This window comes from Nocardia sp. CA-290969 (genome assembly GCF_050936135.1).
GTDB lineage: Bacteria > Actinomycetota > Actinomycetes > Mycobacteriales > Mycobacteriaceae > Nocardia.
In genome coordinates, this window is sequence record NZ_JBNJNJ010000001.1 from 5,457,288 (window position 1) to 5,481,687 (window position 24,400).

General features: G+C 64.5%; 18 protein-coding genes, 2 rRNA genes and 1 pseudogene. All 21 read right to left on the reverse strand.

Annotation, left to right across the window (positions count from 1 at the left end; translation table 11 throughout):
• Positions 1-112 precede the first annotated feature (112 nt).
• The 21 genes and pseudogenes from ACQEVO_RS25065 to thrB all read right to left on the reverse strand — a co-directional run bounded on the left by ACQEVO_RS25065 (position 113) and on the right by thrB (position 24,400).
• Positions 113-3,246, reverse strand: a 23S ribosomal RNA gene (locus ACQEVO_RS25065).
• Between the two features lie 320 nt (positions 3,247-3,566).
• Positions 3,567-5,083: ribosomal RNA gene (locus ACQEVO_RS25070) — 16S ribosomal RNA — on the reverse strand.
• The 16S and 23S rRNA genes sit together here, the layout of an rRNA operon.
• 509 nt (positions 5,084-5,592) lie before the next feature.
• Positions 5,593-6,852, reverse strand: coding sequence for a UDP-N-acetylglucosamine 1-carboxyvinyltransferase (murA, locus tag ACQEVO_RS25075; RefSeq protein WP_432917738.1), 1,260 nt, complete (start codon positions 6,850-6,852; stop codon positions 5,593-5,595).
• Between the two features lie 227 nt (positions 6,853-7,079).
• Positions 7,080-7,658 (reverse strand): annotated as a pseudogene (locus tag ACQEVO_RS25080) (cob(I)yrinic acid a,c-diamide adenosyltransferase); the annotation flags it as partial.
• An 82-nt stretch (positions 7,659-7,740) separates the two neighbouring features.
• Positions 7,741-8,163, reverse strand: a complete 423-nt coding sequence (locus tag ACQEVO_RS25085) for a DUF2550 domain-containing protein (RefSeq protein ID WP_432922985.1) — start codon at positions 8,161-8,163, stop codon at positions 7,741-7,743.
• 256 nt (positions 8,164-8,419) lie between these two features.
• Complete coding sequence (locus ACQEVO_RS25090) at positions 8,420-8,797, reverse strand: F0F1 ATP synthase subunit epsilon (RefSeq protein ID WP_432917741.1); 378 nt, start codon at positions 8,795-8,797, stop codon at positions 8,420-8,422.
• Positions 8,798-8,803: 6 nt separating this feature from the next.
• Entirely contained in the window at positions 8,804-10,252 is a 1,449-nt protein-coding gene (gene atpD / locus ACQEVO_RS25095) for a F0F1 ATP synthase subunit beta (protein ID WP_432917744.1), read from the reverse strand.
• A 23-nt stretch (positions 10,253-10,275) separates the two neighbouring features.
• Positions 10,276-11,247 carry a F0F1 ATP synthase subunit gamma gene (locus tag ACQEVO_RS25100; protein WP_432917747.1) on the reverse strand — a complete coding sequence of 324 codons (972 nt, stop codon included), beginning with the start codon at positions 11,245-11,247 and terminating at the stop codon, positions 10,276-10,278.
• A 61-nt stretch (positions 11,248-11,308) separates the two neighbouring features.
• Positions 11,309-12,946, reverse strand: coding sequence for a F0F1 ATP synthase subunit alpha (gene atpA, locus ACQEVO_RS25105; protein WP_432922988.1), 1,638 nt, complete (start codon positions 12,944-12,946; stop codon positions 11,309-11,311).
• An 82-nt stretch (positions 12,947-13,028) separates the two neighbouring features.
• Positions 13,029-13,838: a F0F1 ATP synthase subunit delta gene (locus tag ACQEVO_RS25110; protein WP_432917750.1), complete on the reverse strand. Its 810-nt coding sequence runs from the start codon at positions 13,836-13,838 to the stop codon at positions 13,029-13,031.
• A gap of 19 nt (positions 13,839-13,857) precedes the next feature.
• Positions 13,858-14,415, reverse strand: coding sequence for a F0F1 ATP synthase subunit B (locus ACQEVO_RS25115; protein ID WP_432917753.1), 558 nt, complete (start codon positions 14,413-14,415; stop codon positions 13,858-13,860).
• 5 nt (positions 14,416-14,420) lie between these two features.
• Positions 14,421-14,669 (reverse strand): ATP synthase F0 subunit C, encoded by a 249-nt coding sequence (locus ACQEVO_RS25120; protein WP_432917756.1) that lies wholly within the window; start codon positions 14,667-14,669, stop codon positions 14,421-14,423.
• A gap of 80 nt (positions 14,670-14,749) precedes the next feature.
• A complete protein-coding gene (gene atpB, locus ACQEVO_RS25125; protein ID WP_432917758.1) occupies positions 14,750-15,598 on the reverse strand; it encodes a F0F1 ATP synthase subunit A in 849 nt (282 codons plus the stop codon).
• Between the two features lie 273 nt (positions 15,599-15,871).
• A complete protein-coding gene (locus ACQEVO_RS25130; protein ID WP_432917761.1) occupies positions 15,872-16,339 on the reverse strand; it encodes a hypothetical protein in 468 nt (155 codons plus the stop codon).
• Between the two features lie 10 nt (positions 16,340-16,349).
• Positions 16,350-17,516: an MraY family glycosyltransferase gene (locus tag ACQEVO_RS25135; protein ID WP_432917764.1), complete on the reverse strand. Its 1,167-nt coding sequence runs from the start codon at positions 17,514-17,516 to the stop codon at positions 16,350-16,352.
• Positions 17,517-17,574: 58 nt separating this feature from the next.
• Positions 17,575-18,240, reverse strand: a complete 666-nt coding sequence (locus tag ACQEVO_RS25140) for an L-threonylcarbamoyladenylate synthase (RefSeq protein WP_432917767.1) — start codon at positions 18,238-18,240, stop codon at positions 17,575-17,577.
• 106 nt (positions 18,241-18,346) lie between these two features.
• A complete protein-coding gene (gene prmC, locus ACQEVO_RS25145) occupies positions 18,347-19,231 on the reverse strand; it encodes a peptide chain release factor N(5)-glutamine methyltransferase (RefSeq protein WP_432917770.1) in 885 nt (294 codons plus the stop codon).
• 44 nt (positions 19,232-19,275) lie between these two features.
• Positions 19,276-20,355 carry a peptide chain release factor 1 gene (gene prfA / locus ACQEVO_RS25150; RefSeq protein WP_432917773.1) on the reverse strand — a complete coding sequence of 360 codons (1,080 nt, stop codon included), beginning with the start codon at positions 20,353-20,355 and terminating at the stop codon, positions 19,276-19,278.
• 101 nt (positions 20,356-20,456) lie between these two features.
• On the reverse strand, positions 20,457-20,690 hold the full coding sequence (gene rpmE, locus ACQEVO_RS25155) for a 50S ribosomal protein L31 (RefSeq protein WP_432917776.1): 234 nt from the start codon (positions 20,688-20,690) through the stop codon (positions 20,457-20,459).
• A gap of 306 nt (positions 20,691-20,996) precedes the next feature.
• Positions 20,997-23,015 (reverse strand): transcription termination factor Rho, encoded by a 2,019-nt coding sequence (gene rho / locus ACQEVO_RS25160; protein WP_432917779.1) that lies wholly within the window; start codon positions 23,013-23,015, stop codon positions 20,997-20,999.
• Between the two features lie 407 nt (positions 23,016-23,422).
• On the reverse strand, positions 23,423-24,400 hold the full coding sequence (thrB, locus tag ACQEVO_RS25165) for a homoserine kinase (RefSeq protein ID WP_432917782.1): 978 nt from the start codon (positions 24,398-24,400) through the stop codon (positions 23,423-23,425).

Genomic DNA, 24,400 nt, shown 5'->3' on the forward strand with positions numbered 1-24,400 from the left:
CCACAGACAGCGCACTCACACCCTCCCCACGGTTCAATCCACGGGTTCGTGTGGTGTCTGCTGTATCTGTGTGTTGTTTCAGATACTGCACAGTGGACGCGTAGCAACCTTTGTTTGTAAGCCCTCGGCCTATTAGTACCGGTCACCTCCACCAGTTACCTGGCTTCCAGTTCCGGCCTATCAACCCCATGGTCTGTAGGGGGCCTTAACCACTCTAGGTGGTGGGAAACCTCATCTTGGAACAGGCTTCCCGCTTAGATGCTTTCAGCGGTTATCCCTTCCGAACGTAGCCAACCAGCCGTGCCCCTGGCGGGACAACTGGCACACCAGAGGTTCGTCCGTCCCGGTCCTCTCGTACTAGGGACAGCCTTCCTCAAGTTTCCAACGCGCGCGGCGGATAGAGACCGAACTGTCTCACGACGTTCTAAACCCAGCTCGCGTGCCGCTTTAATGGGCGAACAGCCCAACCCTTGGGACCTACTCCAGCCCCAGGATGCGACGAGCCGACATCGAGGTGCCAAACCATCCCGTCGATATGGACTCTTGGGGAAGATCAGCCTGTTATCCCCGGGGTACCTTTTATCCGTTGAGCGACACCGCTTCCACATGCCGGTGCCGGATCACTAGTCCCGACTTTCGTCCCTGCTCGACATGTCTGTCTCACAGTCAAGCTCCCTTGTGCACTTGCACTCGACACCTGATTGCCAACCAGGCTGAGGGAACCTTTGGGCGCCTCCGTTACATTTTGGGAGGCAACCGCCCCAGTTAAACTACCCACCAGGCACTGTCCCTGAACCAGATCATGGTCCGAGGTTAGAGGTCCAATACGACCAGAGTGGTATTTCAACGACGACTCCACACACACTGGCGTGCATGCTTCACAGTCTCCCACCTATCCTACACAAACCGTACCGAACACCAATACCAAGCTATAGTGAAGGTCCCGGGGTCTTTTCGTCCTGCCGCGCGTAACGAGCATCTTTACTCGTAATGCAATTTCGCCGAGTCTGTGGTCGAGACAGCAGAGAAGTCGTTACGCCATTCGTGCAGGTCGGAACTTACCCGACAAGGAATTTCGCTACCTTAGGATGGTTATAGTTACCACCGCCGTTTACCGGGGCTTAAATTCTCAGCTTCGCGCCCAAAGGCGCTAACCGGTCCTCTTAACCTTCCGGCACCGGGCAGGCGTCAGTCCGTATACATCGTCTTACGACTTCGCACGGACCTGTGTTTTTAGTAAACAGTCGCTTCTCTCTGGTCTCTGCGGCCCACACCAGCTCAGGAAGTAAATTCCGTCACCAGCACGGGCCCCCCTTCTCCCGAAGTTACGGGGGCATTTTGCCGAGTTCCTTGACCACAGTTCTCTCGATCGCCTTAGTATTCTCTACCTGACCACCTGTGTCGGTTTGGGGTACGGGCCGTGTACCAACTCACTAGAGGCTTTTCTCGGCAGCATAGGATCACTGAATTCGCCTCAATCGGCTACGCATCACCTCTCAGGCTATATGAGACACGGATTTGCCTATGTCTCGCCCTACAGGCTTACACCAGTACAACCACTGACTGGCCCAGCTACCTTCCTGCGTCACCCCATCGCTTGACTACTACAGCCAGGGTCGTGCGCAGCCACATCCGGCCTCCCGAAGGAGGTCCATCCGCTTTTGGGCACTTAGCACAACTGATTCGCCATTGGGCGCGGATACACGGGTACGGGAATATCAACCCGTTGTCCATCGACTACGCCTGTCGGCCTCGCCTTAGGTCCCGACTCACCCTGGGCGGATTAACCTGGCCCAGGAACCCTTGGTCATTCGGCGGACGAGTTTCTCACTCGTCTTTCGCTACTCATGCCTGCATTCTCACTCGCGCAGCCTCCACAACTAGGTCACCCCGCTGCTTCCCTGGCTACACGACGCTCCCCTACCCAGCCACACCACTGCACACCCTCCCGTAGAAGAGTGCGGATGTATTGTGTGACTGCCGCGGCTTCGGCGGTGTACTTGAGCCCCGCTACATTGTCGGCGCAGGATCACTCGACCAGTGAGCTATTACGCACTCTTTCAAGGGTGGCTGCTTCTAAGCCAACCTCCTGGCTGTCTGCGCAATCCCACATCCTTTTCCACTTAGTACACGCTTAGGGGCCTTAGCCGGCGATCTGGGCTGTTTCCCTCTCGACTACGAAGCTTATCCCCCGCAGTCTCACTGCCGCGCTCTCACTCACCGGCATTCGGAGTTTGGCTGATTTCGGTAAGCTTGTGGGCCCCCTAGACCATCCAGTAGCTCTACCTCCGGTGAGAAACACGCGACGCTGCACCTAAATGCATTTCGGGGAGAACCAGCTATCACGGAGTTTGATTGGCCTTTCACCCCTACCCACAGCTCATCCCCTCAGTTTTCAACCTAAGTGGGTTCGGGCCTCCACGACGTCTTACCGTCGCTTCACCCTGGCCATGGGTAGATCACTCCGCTTCGGGTCTAGAACACGCGACTCAAACGCCCTATTCGGACTCGCTTTCGCTACGGCTACCCCACACGGGTTAACCTCGCCACATGCCACTAACTCGCAGGCTCATTCTTCAAAAGGCACGCCATCACCCCCAGCAGCAAGCTGCTCGAAGGCTTTGACGGATTGTAAGCGCACGGTTTCAGGTACTATTTCACTCCCCTCCCGGGGTACTTTTCACCTTTCCCTCACGGTACTAGTCCGCTATCGGTCACCAGGGAGTATTCAGGCTTACCGGGTGGTCCCGGCAGATTCACAGCAGATTTCACGGGCCCGCTGCTACTCGGGCACTCACTACAACAGAGAACATGTTTTCGCCTACCGGACTCTCACCGTCTACGGTTGGCCGTCCCAGACCAATTCGACTAACACGCTCTTTTCTGACTGTTGCTCATCACGGCAGTAACAAGAAAGTGAGCCCCACTACCCCACACGTGCAACCCCTGCCGGGTATCACACACGCATGGTTTAGCCTCATCCGCTTTCGCTCGCCACTACTCACGGAATCACATGTTGTTTTCTCTTCCTGTGGGTACTGAGATGTTTCACTTCCCCACGTTCCCTCCACACCAGCTATATATTCACTGGCGGGTAACACGACATCACTCGTGCTGGGTTTCCCCATTCGGACACCCTCGGATCACAGCTCGGTTGACAGCTCCCCGAGGCTTATCGCAGCCTCCTACGTCCTTCATCGGCTCCTGGTGCCAAGGCATCCACCGAACGCTCTAAAACACTTACAAAACAAAGATGCTCGCGTCCACTGTGCAGTTCTCAAACAACACACCCACTCGAATCGAACATCAGGACTTACCGGCCAAGCCAGCAGTATCTCAGAAAATCCGAGCAGATCGTTTTTTGCCTGGAAAGAACGTCTGTTCTTTCAGGACCCAACAGTGTGTTGATATATCCACCAGCACCGAGAACAGAGTCTCAGCCGTTTGTGATGGAGATTGTCAGCGTTCCACCCATGAGCAACCGCAGTCCCACAGTCGGGGACATGAACGGCCTCTGCCACAACCGGATCTCGACTCTTCGAGCCGGCGTGGAGAATGCTCCTTAGAAAGGAGGTGATCCAGCCGCACCTTCCGGTACGGCTACCTTGTTACGACTTCGTCCCAATCGCCGATCCCACCTTCGACGGCTCCCTCCACAAGGGTTAGGCCACCGGCTTCGGGTGTTACCGACTTTCATGACGTGACGGGCGGTGTGTACAAGGCCCGGGAACGTATTCACCGCAGCGTTGCTGATCTGCGATTACTAGCGACTCCAACTTCACGGGGTCGAGTTGCAGACCCCGATCCGAACTGAGACCGGCTTTAAGGGATTCGCTCCACCTCACGGTATCGCAGCCCTCTGTACCGGCCATTGTAGCATGTGTGAAGCCCTGGACATAAGGGGCATGATGACTTGACGTCGTCCCCACCTTCCTCCGAGTTGACCCCGGCAGTCTCTCACGAGTCCCCGCCATTACGCGCTGGCAACATAAGATAAGGGTTGCGCTCGTTGCGGGACTTAACCCAACATCTCACGACACGAGCTGACGACAGCCATGCACCACCTGTACACCGACCACAAGGGGGCCTACATCTCTGCAGGTTTCCGGTGTATGTCAAACCCAGGTAAGGTTCTTCGCGTTGCATCGAATTAATCCACATGCTCCGCCGCTTGTGCGGGCCCCCGTCAATTCCTTTGAGTTTTAGCCTTGCGGCCGTACTCCCCAGGCGGGGTACTTAATGCGTTAGCTACGGCACGGATCCCGTGGAAGGAAACCCACACCTAGTACCCACCGTTTACGGCGTGGACTACCAGGGTATCTAATCCTGTTCGCTACCCACGCTTTCGCTTCTCAGCGTCAGTTACTTCCCAGAGACCCGCCTTCGCCACCGGTGTTCCTCCTGATATCTGCGCATTTCACCGCTACACCAGGAATTCCAGTCTCCCCTGAAGTACTCAAGCCTGCCCGTATCGACCGCAAGCTCGGGGTTGAGCCCCGAGTTTTCACGATCGACGCGACAAGCCGCCTACAAGCTCTTTACGCCCAGTAATTCCGGACAACGCTCGCACCCTACGTATTACCGCGGCTGCTGGCACGTAGTTGGCCGGTGCTTCTTATACTCCTACCGTCACTTTCGCTTCGTCGGAGTCGAAAGAGGTTTACAACCCGAAGGCCGTCATCCCTCACGCGGCGTCGCTGCATCAGGCTTCCGCCCATTGTGCAATATTCCCCACTGCTGCCTCCCGTAGGAGTCTGGGCCGTGTCTCAGTCCCAGTGTGGCCGGTCGCCCTCTCAGGCCGGCTACCCGTCGTCGCCTTGGTAGGCCATTACCCCACCAACAAGCTGATAGGCCGCGGGCTCATCTTGCACCGATAAATCTTTCCACCCACAGTCATGCAACTGCAGGTCATATCCGGTATTAGACCCAGTTTCCCAGGCTTATCCCAGAGTGCAAGGCAGATCACCCACGTGTTACTCACCCGTTCGCCGCTCGTGTACCCCGAAGGGCCTTACCGCTCGACTTGCATGTGTTAAGCACGCCGCCAGCGTTCGTCCTGAGCCAGGATCAAACTCTCCGTTGAAGACTCACAATCACACCCGAAGGCGCAATCAAAAGTACAAACTAGAGTCCGAAAACCTAGCAAAACAATCGCCAGCTGGAATTTAGCTGACTTAAATGTTCGGCCCTCCACACGGGGGTATGAAGAACCGAAACCAAATTAAATATTTGGCACTGACATTCATCAACACACTATTGAGTTCTCAAAGAACACACGCACACACTTCGACATCCGGGCTAGCCGGTGCTTCTGTGAGGCAACTTCTCAAGCTTAGCTCATCCGTTTTCCCGATTGCAAATCGGGGGTTCCGGCGGAGCCAGTGTGATCGCCAGGCGCTCCTCGTCCTACCTCGTTTCCCTGGTCCCTCCGGCTCGGCGTTTCCGCCTCGCTCCGGGCCCCGGGTCGGTGTCCGTGTCGCTCTGACTTGGATAAAGTTACGTGGCATCCAATTCGATGTCAAATCGCCTGGTCAGAGCGGGTAAATCGCGAAGCTTTCGTAATGCCCACGCGCCCCGTGCGACTCGGAAACTTCATGCCGGCGTACCCACGCGTTCCACCTCGGCCCCGAGCGCCTGCAGCTTTTCGACGAATGCGGGATATCCGCGGTCGATGTGGAATACGTCGTGGACTTCGGTGACGCCGTCGGCGACGAGTCCGGCAAGCACCAGTCCCGCGCCGGCGCGAATATCGGACGACCAGACCGGCGCACTGGACAACCGCGGAATCCCGCGGACCACGGCATGGTGCCCATCGGTGCGGGCGTCGGCGCCGAGCCGGATCATCTCTTCGACGAACCGGAACCGTGCCTCGAACACGTTTTCCGTGATCATCGACGTGCCGTCGGCGATCGACGCGAGCCCGATCGCCATCGGTTGCAGATCGGTCGGGAATCCGGGGAAGGGCAGGGTCGAGAAGTTCACCGCCCGCGGCCGGTCGGCCTGGATCACCCGGAAACCGTCCTGTTCGAACGAGATACGCGCGCCGGCCGAGCGCAGCTTGTCCAGGACCAGTGCCAAATGCTGGGGATTCACCCCGGTCACCCGCACATCGCCCATCGTCATGGCCGCGGCGATACCCCAGGTCGCGGCGACGATACGGTCCCCGATCACCCGGTGGGTGGTCGGCGAAAGCCGTTTCACGCCCTGGATGGTCAGCACCGAGGTGCCGGCGCCGCGGATCCGGGCCCCCATCTGGGTGAGCATCGTGCACAGGTCGACGATGTCGGGTTCCCGGGCCGCATTGTCGATCACGGTCTCCCCCTGCGCGAGGACCGCGGCCATCAGGATGTTCTCGGTGGCACCGACCGAGGGGAAGTCGAGCCGGATCCGCGCACCCTGCAGTTCGTCGGCGCGCGCCACGACGCAGCCGTGCTCGATCTCGCTCGTCGCCCCCAGCAGGCGCAGGCCGGCCTGGTGCATATCGAGGGGACGCGAACCGATCGCGTCACCGCCGGGCAGCGCGACCACCGCGCGCTTACACCGGGCCATCAGCGGGCCCAGCACACAGACCGAGGCCCGGAACTGGGTCACCGCCGGGAAATCGGCGTGATATTTGGGTTCGGCCGGGGTGTCGATGGTGACGACGTCGCCGGTGATGGTGACATCGCAGCCGAGACCGCGCAGGACCTCCGCCATCAAGGGAACGTCCAGGATGTCCGGGCAGTTCGTGATGGTGGTGGTGCCTTCGGTGAGCAGGGCAGCGGCCATCAGTTTCAGGACGCTGTTCTTGGCGCCTCCGACCGAGACCTCACCGACCAGCCGGTTGCCGCCAGTTACCAAAAACCGTTCCATGCCGCCTCTCCGAGTATTCGGCGCACCAGTGAGTGCAAGGATAGAGCGCAGACGTGCGCGCGAGTACGTCGGTCGCGCGAATACGCCCAGGAGAAAAACCGGACACCGGCCCCGCGGCCACCCGGTACCGACCGCGACCGCCGGAACCGGGCCCCTCAGGATCCCGATGAGGTACCGGGGTCCGATCCGGCCTCGTTACCAGCGGTCCGCGGGGCCGCGGCCGGATCGGTCGCAGCCCGGCCGCCGCCGGGCTGCCAGAGGACATCGCCGTCGGGGTTGGTGTAGCGGCTGAGGATGAACAACAGATCCGACAGCCGGTTGAGGTACTTCGCCGGCAGGACGCTGGTATCGCCGGGGTGGGCCTGTACCGCCGCCCACGCCGAGCGCTCGGCCCGGCGGACGACGGTGCGGGCCGTGTGCAGCAGTGCGGCGAGCGGGGTACCGCCGGGCAGGATGAACGAATGCAGCGGTGCCAGTTCGGCATTGAATTCGTCACACCAGGTTTCCAGGCGTTCGATATAGGCCTCGGTAATGCGCAGCGGCGGATATTTCGGGTCCGGCACCACCGGGGTCGACAGATCCGCACCGGCGTCGAAGAGATCGTTCTGGATGCGGCGCAATACCGCCACCAGCTGCTCGCCGGGGCTACCCAGCGCGATCGCCACACCGAGCGCCGCATTCGCCTCGTCGCAGTCGGCATAGGCGACCAGCCGGGCATCGGTTTTGGCGACCCGGGAGAAGTCGCTGAGGCCGGTGGTCCCGTCGTCGCCGGTTCGGGTGTAGATCCGCGTCAGATGCACGCTCACAGGACCACCCTAAACGCTCGCCGCGGTACCGACCCGGTTACCGCGGCTGCGCATGTGCGCCGCCGGGCCCTCGGTACGCCGGTCAGTGGCCGCGCAGCCGGCGGGCGCGTTCGGAAGGACGTGACTCGACCCACGACAGAAACGCGGTGAGGGCGGCACGATCGAGCGCCAGTTCGTAATCGCCGCTGCGGTCCGATACGCCGACCACCGAGATCTCGTCGGTCATGATGTCGTACTCGTCACCCCGCGGGCCGCGGCGGTCGCCGATCTCGATCCCGCGCCGCCTGATCACCGAATCGGCGCCGAGTTTGAGACTGGTGAGTTTGAAGAAGACGAGATGGTCCTCGTCGTAGCGGATGACACCGTGGCGCCAGCGCTCCCCGCCCTTGGCAGGTAGTACTCGCAGAATGGCCGCAGTGCCGCCGCGCCGCAGCATAACCAGGCGGTATGTCGAAATAAGAGCTAGTGCGACCAGCACGACAACCAGAATGATCGCAAGCACCATTCCGGTCTGCAATGCCGCACATCCCTTCGCTCATCCGAGGCGATCGCCGGCTCGGCTCGGCCGATGCGCCCCTCGCCATTCAACCACGAACCAGTTTACAAATGGCACGCGGATGTCTCGGTAATGCGAGGTCATCGAACCGGCTGGGCTGTGCGGGCCCCCGGCGGGGCGCCACAACGAGGAACGGCTCCGGCCGGTACGGGATATTCCGTACCGGCCGGAGCCGAAATATTCTGTTGACTTCTCGCCCGCGAGATCAGGAAGTCGCGGCCTGTTCGACAGCGCGGACCCGGGCCTGCGCGGCCAGCTGGTCCGCAGGCGTTGCCGAGCCCTCGTTCAGCACCTTGCGCGCCGCGTCGACATCGACCTCGGTGGCGAACTCGGCACTCTCGGCGAGAACCCGCACGGTGTTCGCGGTGACCGAGAAGAACCCGCCGTGTACCGCGGCCACGACCCGATTGCCCTCGGTATCGACGATGGTCACCGTGCCACCCTCGACCAACTGTCCGAGCAGGGGTTCGTGACCCGCCATGATGCCGATCTGGCCCTCGGTGGTCTGGGCGCTGACGAAACTCGCCCGGCCCGACCAGAGCCGCCGCTCCACCGCGACGAAATCAACTGACATATCCGCCATGAAGGACTACTTTCCGGCGATCTTCTTCGCGGCCGCCTCGACATCGTCGAGACCGCCACAGCTGTTGAACGCCTGCTCCGGGAAGTGGTCGAATTCGCCCTTGCAGACCCGGTCGAAGTCGTCGATGGTCTGTTCCAGCGGCACGACCGAACCGGGCTGACCGGTGAACTTCTCGGCCACGATGAAGTTCTGGCCGAGGAACTTCTCCAGCCGGCGGGCCCGGCCGACGAGGACCTTGTCCTCTTCGGAGAGCTCGTCCATACCGAGGATGGCGATGATGTCCTGCAGTTCCTTGTACTTCTGCAGGATCCGCTTCACCTCGTTGGCCACCGCGAAGTGCCGGTCGCCGACGATCGAGGCCTCGAGGATACGAGAGGTCGAGGTCAGCGGGTCGACGGCCGGGTAGATGCCCTTTTGCGAGATCGGGCGGGAGAGCTCGGTCGTCGCGTCCAGGTGGGCGAAGGTGGTCGCCGGCGCCGGGTCGGTGTAGTCGTCGGCGGGGACGTAGATCGCCTGCAGGGAGGTGATCGAACGACCACGGGTCGAGGTGATCCGCTCCTGCAGTTCGCCCATCTCGTCGGCCAGGGTGGGCTGGTAACCGACAGCCGACGGCATACGACCCAGCAGGGTCGAAACCTCGGAACCGGCCTGGGTGAACCGGAAGATGTTGTCGATGAACAGCAGCACGTCCTGGTGCTTCACATCGCGGAAGTATTCCGCCATGGTCAGCGCCGACAGGGCGACGCGCATACGGGTGCCCGGCGGCTCGTCCATCTGGCCGAAGACGAGGGCGGTGTCCTGGAGGACGCCCATCTCTTCCATTTCCAGGTGCAGGTCGGTGCCCTCACGGGTGCGCTCACCGACACCGGCGAACACCGAGGTACCGGAGAACTCCCGCGCGATACGGGTGATCATCTCCTGGATCAGCACGGTCTTGCCGACACCGGCACCACCGAACAGGCCGATCTTGCCGCCCTTCACGTACGGGGTCAGCAGGTCGAGCACCTTGACGCCGGTCTCGAGGATTTCGGTCTTGCCCTCGAGCTGGTCGAAGCTCGGCGGCTTGCGGTGGATACCCCACTGCTCGCCGTCGCGGCCCAGGCCGGGGCTGTCGAGGCAGTCGCCCAGGGCGTTGAACACGTGGCCTTTGACGACATCGCCGACCGGCACCGAGATCGGCTTACCGGAGTCACGGACCTCGGCGCCACGGACCAGGCCGTCGGTGGGCTGCATCGAGATGGTGCGCACGATGTTGTCACCGAGGTGCTGGGCGACCTCGAGGGTCAGCGTCTTGGCCACCGACTTCAGGGTGATCTCGGCGGAGAGGGCGTTGAACAGTTCGGGGATGGAGCCCCGCGGGAACTCGACGTCCACGACGGGGCCGATGACGCGGACCACGCGGCCACTGGCGGCGCTGGTCCGGCTCGAGTCTTCTCGAGTAACAGCTGCGGTCATTTCTTGGGTTCTCTTCCTGCGTCTCAGTCGCGTTCCGAGCTGGCCGCCAGGGCGTTCACGCCGCCGACGATTTCGCTGATTTCCTGCGTGATGTTGGCCTGCCGCAACGAGTTCGCCTGCCGGGACAGGGAACTCGCCAACTCGTTGGCGTTGTCGGTGGCCGCCTTCATTGCGGTGCGCCGAGCGGCGTGCTCGGATGCCGCTGCGTCGAGCAACGACGCGTAGATCCGCGTATTGATGTACTTGGGCAGCAGGGCCGCCAGCAGCACATCGGCGTCGGGCTCGAATTCGTACTGTGCGTGCACCTCGGCCGTGGGCGAATCGGACATCATGTCCTTGCCCAGATCGAAGTTCTCGTCGACGAAGGAGATCTGGATCGGCGCCATGCGGCGCACCTCCGGCGTCTGCGACAGCATGCTCACGAACCGGGTGTAGACGATGTGGAGTTCGTCGACGCCCGCGATCGGACCGGTACCGTCCGGTGCCTCGACCTCACCCGTGGAGCCGGCCATGAAGCTGTCCACCAGGTGGTTGCAGGCCGCCGAGGCGTCGGGGTAGGTCGGCTGCTGGGAGAACCCGGTCCACGAGGCGACCGGCCGGCGGTTGCGGAAGGTGTAGTACGTCAGGCCTTTGTTGCCCATGACGTAGAGCACCGGTTCCTTGCCCTCGCCGCGCAGGTTGGTCATCAGCTCCTCGGCGCGTTTGAGCACATTGGAGTTGTAACCGCCGCACTGACCGCTGTCGCTGGTGATCACCAGTACCGCGGCACGCTTGGGGTCGGGACGCTCGGTGAGCAGCGGGTGCGACAGATTCTTCGACGCACTCGCCAGTTCCGCGACCGCCTTGGTGATCTCCTCGGAGTACGGCTTGGCGGCCGCGACTCGAGCCTGGGCCTTGGTGATACGCGAGGTCGCGATCAGTTCCTGGGCCTTGGTGATCTTCTTGATCGAGTTGATACCACGAATACGGGAGCGCAGCTCGCGCAAGGTAGCCATCGGCGGTTCACACTCCCTTCGTTCGTGGCGTTACAGGAAAACAGCGCATGGTTCGCCCGGTCTACTTCTCGACGTGCTTGCGGGTGACCGACAGCGACTCGACCTCTTCGTGGGCCAGTTCGCCGGCTTCGGCTTCGTTCACCACGCGGCTGCCGTCGGAGGCGAGGAAGCCCTGCTTGAACTTGTCGGTGGCCGTCTTGATCTGCTCGGCGGCCTCGTCCTGCAGCACCTTGCCGCCGGCGATGCTCGCAAAGGCATCGGCCGCGTTGGCGTGCAGATCCTCGAGCAGCTCGACATTGAAGCGGCGGATATCGGCGACCGGCACCGAATCGTAGTAGCCGGCGTCGACCAGGAAGATCGAGACGATCTGGTCCTCGACCGGAATCGGCGAGTACTGGTCCTGCTTGAGCAGCTCCACCCAGCGGGCACCACGCTCGAGCTGCGCCAGCGACGCGGCGTCCAGGTCGGAGGCGAAGGCGGAGAACGCCTCCAGCTCGCGGTACTGGGCCATTTCCAGACGCAGCGAACCGGCGACCTTCTTCATACCCTTGGTCTGCGCGGCGCCACCGACACGGGAGACCGAGGTACCGACGTTGATCGCCGGGCGGACACCCTTGTTGAACAGGTCGGACTCGAGGAAGACCTGACCGTCGGTGATGGAGATGACGTTGGTCGGGATGAACGCCGAGATGTCGTTGGCCTTGGTCTCGATGATCGGCAGGCCGGTCATCGAACCGCCGCCCATCTCGTCGGAGAGCTTGGCGCAACGCTCCAGCAGCCGCGAGTGCAGGTAGAAGACGTCACCCGGGTAGGCCTCGCGGCCCGGCGGACGGCGCAGCAGCAGCGAGATGGCGCGGTAGGCCTCGGCCTGCTTGGTCAGATCGTCGAACACGATCAGGACGTGCTTGCCCTGGTACATCCAGTGCTGGCCGATGGCCGAACCGGTGTAGGGGGCCAGCCACTTGAAGCCGGCGGAATCGGAGGCCGGGGCGGCCACGATGGTGGTGTACTCCAGCGCGCCGTGCTCCTCGAGGGCGGTCTTGACGCCCGCGATGGTGGAGCCCTTCTGGCCGATCGCCACGTAGATGCAGCGCACCTGCTTGGCCGGATCGCCCGACTCCCAGTTGGCCTTCTGGTTCAGGATGGTGTCGATGCAGACCGCGGTCTTACCGGTCTTACGGTCACCGATGACCAGCTGACGCTGGCCGCGGCCGATCGCGGTGAGCGCATCGATGGCGGTGATACCGGTGGCCATCGGCTCCTCGACCGGCTGGCGTTCCAGCACGGTGGCGGCCTGCAGCTCCAGCACACGCCGTTCGTCGGATTCGATTTCACCCAGACCGTCGATCGGCTGGCCGAGCGGGTTCACCACGCGGCCCAGGAAATTGTCGCCGACCGGGACCGAGAGCACGTCGCCGGTGCGGCGCACCTGCTGGCCCTCTTCGATCTCGGCGAACTCGCCGAGGATGACGGCACCGATTTCACGGTCCTCGAGGTTCAGCGCCACGCCGAGCACGCCACCCGGGAATTCGAGCAGCTCGTTGGCCATGGCCGAAGGCAGGCCGCTGACATGCGCGATGCCGTCACTGGTATCGGTGACGACACCGACTTCCTCGATGGAGGTTTCCGGGGTGTAGCTCTGGGTGTAGCTTTCGATCGCGCTACGGATCTCGTCGGAGGAGATCGTCAGCTCCGCCATGTTCTTCCTGCTCTCGGTCTCTGGTCTGGAATGTCGGGGGGTGTGGTGCGGCCGGTGCGCCGGAGTTTCCGGTGGCGTACCGCTAGGTGAGCGAGCGGCGCAGCCGTTCCAGTCGGCCGATCGCACTGCCGTCGATCACATCGTCGCCGATGCGTACGACGAGACCGCTCAGCAGCTCGGGCTCGACTTCGATATGCACGGTGACGGCCTTGCCGTAGATGCGGCCCAGCGCGCCGGCCAGCCGCTCCCGCTGGGGATCGGTCAGCTCGATCGCCGACCGCACATGGGCGACGATCTGCTGCCGCCGGGCCGCGGCCAGATCGGACAGCTCGTCGAACGCCGGACCGATCCCGGAACGCTGCCTGGTCACCACCTGTTCGGCCAGGCTCTGGGTGATGGACTCGGTCTTGCCGGACAGCAGCCGCCCGAGCAGTTCCCGTTTGGCCGCCGGGGAGGCGGCCCGATCGGACAGGGCCTGTTCGAGCTGCGGGTTGTCGTTGATGATCCGGCCGAACCGGAACAGTTCGTCCTCGACCGCGGTCAGCCGGCCCTGTTCGGACGCTGCTTCCAGCAGCGCCAGCTGCCCGAGCAGGACCAGGGTGTCGACCAGGTCGCGGGCGCGGGACCAGTCCTGGGCCACCGCGGTGGTCAGCACCGCCTGCGTGGCAGCGCTGACCCGGCTCCCGAAGACCCGCTCGCTCAGTTCGGCGCGGGCCGAACCGGGCACCGACACGTCCGCGAGCGCCACACGCAGCGGACGCTGGTCGTCCAGTACGTCGACAACGGCGAACAGTTCGGACCCCGTCGTTGCCGCGACACCGTTGCTCCCGGTCAGCGCGGCCCGAAGAGCCTCCTTGGACCGGGAGCTGGCCTCACGGCTTGCTGCGTACATGGTTCTCACGCCTCCGTCGTTACCTTCCGACCCCGATACCGGCATCCGACCGGTCGATCTCATCGAGGAATCGCTCGATCGTCGCGGCCTGCTTGGCCTCGTCCGATACCGACTGCCCGATGATCTTCTCGGCCAGGTCCACCGCGGTGCGGCCGACCTCGGCGCGCAGCTCGGTCAGGATCTGCTGGCGCTGGGCTTCCAGCTGGGTATGCCCGGCCGCGACGATACGGTCGCTCTCGGCCTGGGCGTCGGCCTTCATCTGGGCGAGGATCTGCTGGCCCTGGGTACGGGCGTCTTCGCGGATCTTCGCGGCTTCCAGGCGGGCGTCGGCCAGCTGCTTCTGGTACTGCTGCAGCGTCTCCTGGGCTTCGGTCTGTGCCGCCTCCGCCCGTTCGATGCCACCCTCGATCTTGTCGGCGCGCTCGTCCAGCACCTTCATCAGGCGCGGAACGGCGTACTTGTAGACCACGAAGGCGATAATCGCCACGCAGACCGCCGACCAGACGATGTCGTACGTCGCCGGAATGAGAGGGTTGATGTCCTCCCCTTCCGCTGCGAGCAGAGTGAACTCGTTCATCGGAATCAGAAGATGAAGCCGGCGACGAGACCGATCAGCGCCAGGGCTTCGGTGAACGCGATGCCGAGGAACATGGTGGTCCGAAGCTGGCCGGCGAGTTCGGGCTGGCGGGCAGTGCCCTCGATCGCCTTACCGACGACGATACCGACGCCGATGCCCGGGCCGATGGCGGCCAGACCGTAGCCGACAGCGCCGAGGCCCCGCAGCGTGGATTCGTTGGTGGCAGCTTCCTGGGCCAGGTACGAGAGGCTCATGAGTCTTCCATTCCCTTTCTATTGCTCACCCGCCGGTCGGCGCGGTGCAGCAGGTTCTTATCGGTTGGTCCGGTCTTCGGTCAGTGGTCGTCGGCGTGCTCGGCGAGGCTGATGTACACCGCGGTCAGCAGCGCGAACACGTAGGCCTGCAGGACGATCACCAGCAGCTCGAAAAGCGTGAACGCGAGGCCGCCCAGCAGCGAGAAGGGCGAGAAGACCTTCATCCAGTTGTCCGCGTCGAACAGGAAGAACTGGGTCGCGCTGAAGAACAGCACCAGCATGATGTGACCGGCGAGCATATTCGCCAGGAGTCGGACGGTCAGCGTGAACGGGCGCAGGATGAAGGTCGAGAGGAACTCGATCGGAATAAGCAGGACGTGCATCGCCGGCGGCACATTCGGAACCACGATGCTGCTGCGCATATAGGTCACGAAGCCGTACTTCTTGATGCCCACATAGTTGAACGCGATATACGCGATCACTGCCAGTACCAGCGGCATGCCGATACGCGCGTTCGACGAGATATTCAGACCGGGGATCACACCCGAGAAGTTCAGGAACAGGACCGTGAAGAAGATCGTCGCGATGAGCGGGAAGAACTTGCGGCCGGTTTCCTTACCGAGCACCTCGTCGCAGATCTGCTCCTTGACGAAGACCATCCCCATTTCGCCGATACTCTGCAGTTTCTTCGGCACCAGGCGCGGGCTACGGAAAGCCAGGAACAGGAATGCGACCAGCACAGCGGTCATCAGAAGCCGGACCAGCATCAGCCGATCGAGTTCGAAGGGAGTTCCCTCGAACAGCACCGCCGGAGGGAAGAAGTCGGTTAGCGACGGCGCGTGAAACTCCGCGGCCAAGGTGGTGACGCTCAGCGTTCTCTCCCGTGTTCGGGCCGCGGGATGTTTCTTTCCCGCGGTTCGATCGGACATTGACGATCAATGTGGGTCGACTGAGGTCGGCTCGAAGTTCGTCAGCAGCTGTAGCGGGGTCCCGCGCTGGCATCTGTACGTGTGTCGGCGACATCGTCGACATGCAGAACCGAACTCTCTACAAGCCCGGCACGGCAGTAGCATAGCGGCAGCTCGTAGGACCTTTACCGGGACCCCTCACTGAGTCGCTTGCTTACCAAGACTTTACCAAGAGATCTACGACAACGTGTAGCGGGGGCGATGTTACCTACGACAAGTTGTCGTAGATGCCGGTCAGGGCGTTTCGGGACCCTCGTCGGCACCATGATCGGGCACGTCTACGTAGGGAACCCTCTGCCGTAATACACCGTAAGTCTCGGCACCCAGGACGATGATCAACGCACCGACAACGGTCAGGAACAAAGCGACGGGATCGTAGAAGTCGAATTGCTTGAGAATCGCGATAACGATCAGCGCGACCAGCAGTTTTCCCACCCAGCTGGCAAGCATCACCATACCTGCCGTGTTGGGTGGCAACTTCGCCCCGAAAAGCACGACAGCGGCAGTGGTCAGAATGAAACCGCCGCCGATCGCAGCGCCGAGCAGCGCGCCCCATGCGCCCTCGACGCCGGCGGCGAGCGTCGCCACCACGACCGAGAGCACTGTCAGCACGACCCAGCCGATCAATCCGTAGCGCAGCGCGGCGCGCAGCGGCGCATCGGGGTGATAGGAGTTGCCGGGGGTGACAGGACTGGTCGACACGGCCCGAACTCTACCCGGAACCGGTAGCCGAGCCCGCCGCGTCCCGTCTGGCCTGCCGACGCCACAGCCCCGGCACAGCCGTCACCACCAGCGCGAACAGGAAGCCCGCGGCCATCAGCACCACCACCACGCGCCGGTCCATCACCGAGGTGCCCACCGCGCCGAAGGCGAGGATGCCGACCCACAGGTAGATCACCAGCACCACCCGGCGCTGCGAATGCCCGATCTGCAGCAGCCGGTGGTGCAGATGCATCTTGTCCGGTGTCGAGAAGCTGACCCCCGCCCGCACCCGGCGCACGATCGCCAGCAACAGGTCGAGAACCGGGATGAACATCACCGCGCCCACCAGCAGCAGCGGCGAGAGCAGGCCGACGATATCGCGCGGCCCGTACCCCTGCAGCGGGATCCGGCCGGACGCACTGGTGGAGACGGCCGCCAGCACCAGCCCGATCAGCATCGACCCGGAATCGCCCATGAAGATCCGGGCGGGCGAGAAGTTGTGCGGCAGGAAACCGAGGCAGGCGCCCGCCATCGCGGCGGCCAGCAGCGCCGGCGGGTAGCTGTCCACGGAACCGCCCTGTTCGGTGAGCAGGCCGATGGCGAAGGCGAAGACCGCCACCGAGGCGATCAGGCCCAGCCCCGCGGCCAGGCCGTCCAGACCGTCCACGAAGTTCATGGCATTGATCAAGGTGACCGCCACCGCGACGGTCACCAGCCCGCCCTGCAGGCCGTCGAGTACGACGGTGGTGTTGCTGAACGGGTCGTAGATCAGGTACCAGCCCAGGCCCATCACCGCCATCACCCCCGCGGCGGTGACCTGACCGGCGAATTTGGTGAGCGCGTCCAGGCCCCAGCGGTCGTCCACGATGCCGACCGCCACGATGATCGTCGCCGCCACCAGGACAGCCGCGATATCGGGCCGGTAGTCGAACCCGCGGCGCAGCGCCGGCAGCTGGTGGGCGAACAACACGGCCGCCACCACGCCGATGTACATCCCGACCCCACCCATCCGCGGAATCGGTTTGACGTGCACGTCACGATCACGCGGAATGGCCACCGCGCCGAACCCGATGGCCAGCGTCCGGATACCGCCGGTGGCCAGGAAGGTGACCACCGCCGAGATCAGCAGTACCAGCAGGAGTTCGCGCAGCGGGACAACCGCACCGGACCCGGTCATCGCGCCGACCACCCCGTCACCACAGCTACCGCCTGTTCCTCCGCACCGCCCGGTTCACTCACCGCGCAGCTGATCCGATCAGCGCGTCGGGGGTGGTGCCGAGCACCTCGGCCACCGCCTCGGTGGACACCGCACCCGCGCGCAGGATGCGCGGCTGATCACCGGTGAGGTCGACGATGGTCGACGCGACGGCATGCTCCGCCGGACCGCCGTCGAGGTACACACCCACCAGGGAACCGAGCTGCTCACGCGCCTGGGTCACATTCGCGGCCGCCGGCCGCCCGGAGATGTTCGCGCTGGACACCGCCAGCGGACCCACCTCCTGCAACAGTTCCAGCGCCACCGGATGCAACGGCATCCGCAGCATCACGGTGCCCCGCGCGTCGCCGAGATCCCACGCCAGCGACGGCGCCTGCTGCACCACGATGCTCAACCCGCCCGGCCAGAAGGCCCGGATCAGATCCCGCGCCTGCGGCCGCACCGAGAAGACGAGACCGTCGATGGTGTTCCAGGACCCCACCAGCACCGGCACCGGCATATCCCGGCCCCGCCCCTTGGCCGCCAGCAGCGAGGCCACGGCCGCCGAATCGAACGCGTCCGCCGCCAGCCCGTACACGGTGTCGGTGGGCATCACGACCAACCGGCCCGACTTCAGAGCACTGGAGGCCGCGGCCAGGCCGGCGGCACGCGAATCGGGTTCGGCGCAGTCGTAGACGGTACTCACGGCGACAATCGTATTGCGCCGCCCCCGGCCGCGCGGATTTCCCCCTCACCCCCGCGACACAGCACGCCCAGATCAATACCGGCCCATCACCCGAACACGCGCATCTTCATGCCTCGCACGTTGGTATCACCGCGGCTACAAAACGCGGTTTGCCGGCGAGGTCCGGGTGTTCGGTGACGCCGCCGAATCGTCCGTCCGCTGCAAGCATGCGCGCCAGTTCCCCACCATTGCTGTCGTCGTGCTCGATCGCGGCACCCCCGCCCGGTCGCAGGAGACGGCCGATCAGTGGGATCAGCGCGCGGATCACGTCCAATCCGTCCGGGCCGCTGAAGAGGGCGCGGTGCGGGTCGTGATCGGCGACCTCGGGGGACAATTCCGCGCCTTCGGGGATGTAGGGCGGGTTCGCGACGACGAGATCCACGCGGCCGTTCAGGTCCGTGAGCAGACCGGGATCGGTGACATCGGCGTGGTGCAGGGTGATCGGCGTATCACCGGCCGCACTACGCAGGTCCGCGTTGCGCCGGGCCCAGCGCAGGGCGTCCGGGTCCAGTTCCACCGCGTGGACCTCGGCGTCCGGGCGGGCGTGGGCGATCGCCAGCGCCAGCGCGCCCGAACCCGTGCAGAGGTCCACCACGATCGGGGTGTGGTCGTGCGGGACGGTTTCCAGCCGGGCCAGCGCCCACGCGAAAAGCAGTTCGGTTTCCGGGCGGGGCACGAAGACTCCCGGCCCGACCTCGAGATCGATCTCACCCATCGACGCCTGCCCCGTCAGATGCTGCAACGGCACCCGCTCGGCACGACGGTCGACCAGGGCGCGGTAGTCGTCGAGCTGTTCCGGGCCGATCAGCGGGGCGAGCAGCAGACGTCCGCGTTCGACTCCCAGCACATGCGCGGCAAGCTGTTCGGCATCGGCTCGCGGGCTCGCCACCCCGGCCGCCCGGAGGGTTTCGACGGCCTCGGCGAGCACGGGCCGTAACTGCACACGGGTCATATCTCGACTCTTCCCCATATCCGCCGGTTCGGCGGCGCGAACCGTTACTCCCGTTCCATCCGGGCGGCGCGGTCGGCGGTGGCGAGGGCGTCCAGCAGCGCGTCCATATCGCCGTTGAGCACGGAGTCGAGGTTGTGCGCCTTGTAGCCGATGCGGTGATCGGCGATGCGGTTCTCCGGGAAGTTGTAGGTGCGGATCCGTTCCGAACGGTCGACGGTGCGGATCTGGCTCGCCCGGCCCTCAGCCGCTTCCTGCTCGGCCTGTTCTTCGGCCAGCGCCTGCAGCCGCGCGGCCAGCACCTGCATGGCGCGGGCCTTGTTCTGCAGCTGGGAGCGTTCGTTCTGGCAGGTGACGACGATGCCGGTGGGCAGATGGGTGATCCGGACCGCCGAATCTGTGGTGTTCACGCCCTGGCCACCCTTGCCGGACGAGCGGTAGACGTCGATACGCAGATCGTTCTCGTCGATCTGCACCTCCTCGACTTCGTCGGGCTCGGGGTAGATGAGCACGCCGGCCGCCGAGGTGTGCACCCGGCCCTGCGATTCGGTCACCGGAACCCGCTGCACCCGGTGCACGCCGCCCTCGAATTTGAACCGCGACCACACCCCGTCGCGCGCGGCGTCGCGGCTCTTGATCGACAGCGTCGCTTCCTTGTACCCGCCGAGATCGGAGATCGCCGCGTCGAGTACCTCGACCTTCCAGCCGCGGCGTTCGGCGTAGCGGATGTACATACGGGCGAGGTCGGCGGCGAATAGCGCCGATTCCTCGCCGCCCTCACCGGATTTCACCTCCAGCACCACATCGTCGCCGTCGTGCGGGTCGCGCGGGGCCAGTAGATCGGCGAGTTGTTTCTCCAGCTCTTCGAGCTGTTCCTCGAGCCCCGGCACCTCCGCGGCGAACGCCGGATCGTCGGCGGCCAGTTCGCGCGCGGCCTCCAGATCGTCGCGGGTGGCGGCGAGTTTTTTGTAGGTGGTCATCACGGGTGCGAGTTCGGCGAACCGCTTCCCCACCCGCCGGGCCGCCCCCGGATCGTTGTGCAACGCGGGATCGGACAGCTGGGTCTCCAGTCCGGCGTATTCGGCCAGCACATCGTCGATGGCGGACGGTGCGGTTTTCTCGGCCATGGAACGAGACTCCTACTCGAAGCGGACGACGCGGAAACGGCGGACACAAAAACGCCAGCGCCCGGCCTGCGAAAAGGCAGGACCGGGCGCTGGCGGGAAAGCTACTTGGTGTCGGCGTCGGCTTTCTTGGCGCGCTTGCCGTAGCGGGCCTCGAAGCGGGCCACACGGCCACCGGTGTCCAGGATCTTCTGCTTGCCGGTGTAGAACGGGTGGCACTGCGAGCAGACCTCGACGGTGATATGCCCGGATTCCTTGGTGGAGCGGGTCTGGAACGTATTACCGCAACCGCAGACGACAGTGGTGTCGACGTAGGCCGGGTGGATTCCTGCCTTCATGGATGTCCTCTCGATATTGGTCGCCGGGTCGTTCGCAATTTCGCCGAACGTGAACCGGAACCGACTAAGGCGGGAGTCTGCGCTGTTCGCAGACGCACGGCGGTCCAGTATGCCAGAACCTCCGACGCCCCCTGCAACGCACCTCCCCCGGTATTTGTTCCGCGTGGGCAAGGGATACCCGTGGACGCGTGTCCGGCGGAAACGAGACGTGGGCCGGCCCTGTACAGGGCCGGCCCACGCCGACTCGGTGAACATTCGGCGGCTCCGAGTCCGTTCGAGGCCTCGGCGCCGCGCGAAAGGCACCTTTTATTCGTCCAGGGCTCCTGGAGCAGTCTTGGAGACCTGCATCAGGAATTCCAGATTGTTCTTGCTCTTCTTCAACCGGTCGATCAGCAGATCGATGGCCTGATGCGAATCCAGCCCGGACAGCACCCGCCGCAACTTGTGCAGGACCGCGGCCTCGTCGACATTGAGCAGCAGCTCGTCCTTGCGGGTACCGGACGGGTTGACGTCCACCGCGGGGAATACGCGCCGCTCGGCGATCTTGCGGTCGAGTTTGAGCTCGGCGTTACCGGTGCCCTTGAACTCCTCGAAGATCACCGTGTCACCGGTCGAACCGGTTTCCACCATGGCGGTGGCGATGATCGTCAGCGAGCCACCGTTCTCGATATTGCGCGCCGCGCCGAGGAACCGCTTCGGCGGGTACAGCGCGGTCGAATCGACACCACCGGACAGGATGCGCCCGGAAGCCGGCGAGGAGTTGTTGTACGCACGACCCAGGCGGGTGATCGAGTCGAGCAGGACCACCACGTCCTTACCCATTTCGACCAGGCGCTTGGCCCGTTCGATGGCCAGCTCCGCGACCGAGGTGTGATCCGACGGCGGCCGGTCGAAGGTGGAGGCGATGACCTCACCCTTCACCGAACGCTGCATATCGGTGACCTCTTCGGGACGTTCGTCGACCAGGACAACCATGAGGTAGCACTCGGGGTTGTTGATCGCGATCGCGTTCGCGATGTCCTGCATGATCGTGGTCTTACCCGCCTTCGGCGGCGACACGATCAGGGCACGCTGGCCCTTACCGATCGGCATGATCAGGTCGATGACCCGGGTGGTCAGCTTGTTCGGCGTGGTTTCCAGCCGCAGCCGCTGATTGGGGTACAGCGGGGTGAGCTTGTTGAAATCGGGCCGCCGTTTGGCCGCATCCACCTCGGCGCCGTTGACGGTGTCCAGGCGTACCAGCGGATCGAACTTCTGCCGCTGATTGGCCTGTTCGCCCTCGCGCGGAGCGCGCACCGCACCGGTGATCGCGTCACCGCGGCGCAGGCCGTTCTTGCGGACCAGGTTCATCGAGACGTAGACGTCGTTCGGCCCGGCCAGGTAGCCGGAGGTGCGCACGAACGCGTAGTTGTCGAGGACATCGAGGATGCCCGCGACCGGCTGCAGAACGTCGTCTTCCCGGATCTCGGGCTCGCGGGCCTCGCCGCCGCCGCCCTCGCGGTCGCGACCGCGGCGCCGCTCACGGAACCGACGGCCCCGGCGGCCGCGGCCGCCTTCCTCGTCGTCGCCGCCACGGCTGTCGCCGCCACGGTTATCGGCGCCACGGTTGTCGCCGCCGCCCCGGTTACCACCGGAGCCGCGCTGATCGCCCTGGTTCTGCTGCCCGCCCTGGTTCCGATCACGGCGGCGTTCGCCCTGGTCGGCATCCTTACCGTCGGATTTGGCGTCGGATTTCGCGCCGTCACCCTTGGCCTCGTCGGTGCGGGGCTCGCCGGAATCGGCGGCGTTCTTGCCCTGCTGGTCGCGCCCGCGACGCTGCCGGCCACGGCCACGCTGACCGGAATCCCGGCCGGTGTCCTCGGACTCGCCGGCTTTGGTCTCGGTCTTGGCCTCGGGCTTGGAATCGCCCTTGGCCTCGGCCCCGGTGTCGGTTTTCGCGGTGCCGTTGGTGCTCACCGCACCGTTGGTGGTGGCCTGCGAGTCCGCGGCCTTGGCCTCGCCGGACGCATTGCCGGCGCTCTCGGACTCGGTCCGCGCGGGGGCGGGCGCTTCGGCCGGAGCGGCGGAAGCGGCGGCGGGCGCGGTGATGGCGGGTACGGCCTCGGGCTGCGGCTGCTCCGCGGATTTACGCTCCTTGGCAGCCTTCGCGCGGGTGTTGCGCTCCGCGGCGGCGGGTCTACCGGCCTGGTTTTCCTTGATTGCGGCGATGAGATCACCCTTGCGCATACCGGAGGTTCCTCTGATTCCGAGTTCCCCTGCCAGTGCGCGCAACTGCGGCAACAACATTCCAGTCAGCCCCGATCCGATGTCGGTGTTTTCGCTCATCTTCGAAATCTGTCCGGAGTCACTTTCGCGCTTGCCCGAGGGTTCGGAGTCGGATTCCACCCCGGGTGTCGCGAGCAGGTCCGTATCTGTCACGGAGATCCTTTCCTTCCCTCGATGGCCGTGTGCTGTGTCGAGGGTTTCGTTCCGTAGCCCGAACGCAGTGTCGAACTCGGATTTGTAGCCGTATCGCCTGCCCCTCCGGGACCGGGTGCTTCGCCACCGCTGGAAAATGGTGGAAGAGATCATTCCAGTTCAGAGGCTGCGCGGCACCCCCATGGCATGGAGGCTCGAGCCTGGAGCCTGCTGGAGCGATTGCCCTGATGAAGCACCGGCGTCTGATGCGCGCGATGTACGGACTTGCCCAGGATAGCGGGCAACTACGAACCTCGGCAAGGCGGACGCGCCCGTCAGGCGATCCGGACGCCCTCCGCGAGGCCGGGCTCGAGTACCCGTAGGCCGTCCGCCGCGGCACGCGCACGCAGCTCGTCGGGGAAAGCGCTGGTCCCGAGTGCAAGCACGGTGGGGCCGGCGCCAGAAACCGTAGCCGCGATCCCGGCGGCCCGCAACCGTTCGATCCAGGCGGTGGTCAGCGGCAGCGCGGGTGCGCGCTGGGTCTGGTGCAGCCGGTCCGCGGTGGCGGGCAGCAGCAGGTCGGGCCGCTGGGTCAGCGCGACCACCGCCAGCGCGGCCCGGCTCACGTTGAAGGCCGCGTCGCGATGCGCGACCAGCTCCGGGAGCAGGCCACGGGTCTGCGCGGTGGACGATCTGTCCTCGGGGACCAGGACCACCGGACGCAATCCGGCGTGCCCGTCGATACGCACCGCACGGTAGATCCGCTGCGGCGCAGCGATATCACCGATGGCTTCGGGCCCCGGCCCGGTCTCGGTCCAGGAGACGACGATACCGCCGAGCACGCTGGCCGCCGCATTGTCCGGATGCCCCTCGAATTCGGCGGCGAGCTGCACCATTCGATCGGTATCGACGGCCAGGGCGGGATCGAATTTCGCGGCCAGCGCACAGCCCGCGGCGATTCCGCCGACCACGGCTGCCGCCGAGGAGCCCAGCCCGCGGGAGTGCGGAATCGCGTTCCGGCACACCACCTCCAGGCCGTCGGCCCAGACACCGGCCGATTCCAGGCCGCGTTCGATGGCGCGGACCACCAGGTGCTGCGGTCCCCAGGGCACCTCGTCGGCGCCTTCGCCCTCCACCCGGATATCGAGTCCGGAATCGGTGCTGCGCACCTCGATCCGGTCGTGGATACCCAGCGCCATACCCAGCGAATCGAACCCGGGACCGAGATTCGCACTCGATGCGGGTACTTCGACCGAAACTTCGAGCCCGGCGGGCAGTGTGGGAGCGGTGAGCCGGCTCTCGCGTGTATCCAA